The organism is Pseudoduganella sp. RAF53_2 (genome assembly GCF_052113985.1).
Taxonomy (GTDB): Bacteria; Pseudomonadota; Gammaproteobacteria; order Burkholderiales; family Burkholderiaceae_D; genus Rugamonas.
In genome coordinates this window covers 1-1,505 of record NZ_JBFRDW010000960.1, presented here as the reverse complement: position 1 = coordinate 1,505, position 1,505 = coordinate 1, and the positions used below count along the sequence as shown (strand labels likewise).

The 1,505-nt window shown below is 49.4% G+C and carries 2 protein-coding genes; both read right to left on the bottom strand.

All coding sequences use genetic code 11. From position 1 onward, the window contains the following. Positions 1-209: 209 nt before the first annotated feature. A complete protein-coding gene (locus tag AB4Z11_RS31425) occupies positions 210-800 on the bottom strand; it encodes a hypothetical protein (protein WP_442030055.1) in 591 nt (196 codons plus the stop codon). 25 nt (positions 801-825) lie between these two features. Continuing rightward, positions 826-1,143, bottom strand: coding sequence for a hypothetical protein (locus AB4Z11_RS31420; protein WP_442030053.1), 318 nt, complete (start codon positions 1,141-1,143; stop codon positions 826-828). Between the last annotated feature and the right edge of the window lie 362 nt (positions 1,144-1,505).

Here is a 1,505-nt window from a genome sequence, read left to right as displayed (position 1 = left end):
CTTCTGGCTCATACTCCTCAACCCAAGCCCCCGGCAAAGCGAACACTACCAGTCCTCCACGGTAATTTATCTGCTTTGGCGGTGACTGCAACTCCTGAGCCGCTACCGAGCTCTTAAAACTAAATAATGCCGCTATGCCAGCGATGAGCTTGCGCATGAAGTACCTTAAAAATTTTGATAGACCGCTTTTGGCCGTCACAAGTCATCGGCTAATTTACATGACACCTACCATCCGGATGTCTCTTGTTTTCCTCAGGGTCAAGCAAATCAATGAAGCAAAACCTGAACATTTTGTAGCGTCTGCCGTCGAACTTCAATAACTTATCTGAATAATGCCCTGCTGTGCCGCTAGGCATTCTGAGGTCTCGAAGTCCATGCGTCTTTGTGTTCAACAGGACCACTCCTTGTCCTCCATCGTACAACACGATTCGATAACGATTCTTTTCGTTTTTTAATATCCAGATTTTCGCTGTGTTCGCACCCCAGGCGCATCCATCAGCTGTCTTTGCAATCCAGTCAAGCTTTTGACCGTTTCCCTTAAGGTCCACCGCACTCCCGACGAACTTCCCGTCTGCACATTCTTTGTAGTCTGTATGCTTGAGGTACATACGCAAGACTTCCTCTACTCCGGATGGCACGGGGCGCAGGTTATCATCCTCAATGCCGAAAATATCCACTGCCAGAGCGGGACGCATTGCAGCAAAGGCGACGAGAGATAGCGTTAGTAACCGTCTTTTAATCAAAATCCACATTTTTTTAGAATTATCATATGACGTTTGAATGGCGGCTGATGGCCGCATGCCGTCCTGGGGTTCGCGTAATCGGTCAACCGAACAATTGCTGCTCTAGCGTTGACGCGTCGGAGTCAAAAGATTCAGCTTGCCGCAAATACTGGCGAAGATCTTGACCGAGAAACGGATCTGGATCTAAGGCAGCCAATCTCAGCAAATTTAATATACGGCTCTTCGAGGGATTTCGGCGCAGCCACCAATGAAAAGCTCCATTCCTGTCATGTTCCGCACCAAACTCATGACCCGGCTGATACCCGGAAGCCTGAATAGAAAATAGCTCGTCGGGATACATATCGAAGTCGATCCATTCTCTTGGAAACTTCATCAATTTCAGAAAATCAAGTTTTGTCATGGCCGGACCTTGTGTTTTACTAGCGGCAGCATCTGGCCGCGGACTGCCGGATTCGTCGCCGTCAATGGTGCTGTGAAGGGCCTGTCGAAGACGGGGTGGCAGCAGACAAAATTTCCTCGCTTGTCCAATTCCGTGATACCCAAATCATGAGTGCAGCGCCAGACAAATGCCACCATTCCATCCCTCGATGTCGACGGTGACTCGAGAGATAATCAGATGCAACCCACCAGGCAATCCGTTGGCCCGGAGTCGTCCTTGGTTCTTCTTTACCTACTACCAGCGCGACAACATACGAATAAGGGTTCATTTTATCGATGCGAGGCTCGCCAACACCACCTGCACGCCTCCAAACAATTGCCTCC

Bases quoted from the DNA above. Each gene is read 5' to 3' on its own strand.
- AB4Z11_RS31425 (WP_442030055.1), bottom strand. From the start codon at position 800: ATGCGGCCATCAGCCGCCATTCAAACGTCATATGATAATTCTAAAAAA.
- AB4Z11_RS31420 (WP_442030053.1), bottom strand. From the start codon at position 1,143: ATGACAAAACTTGATTTTCTGAAATTGATGAAGTTTCCAAGAGAATGG.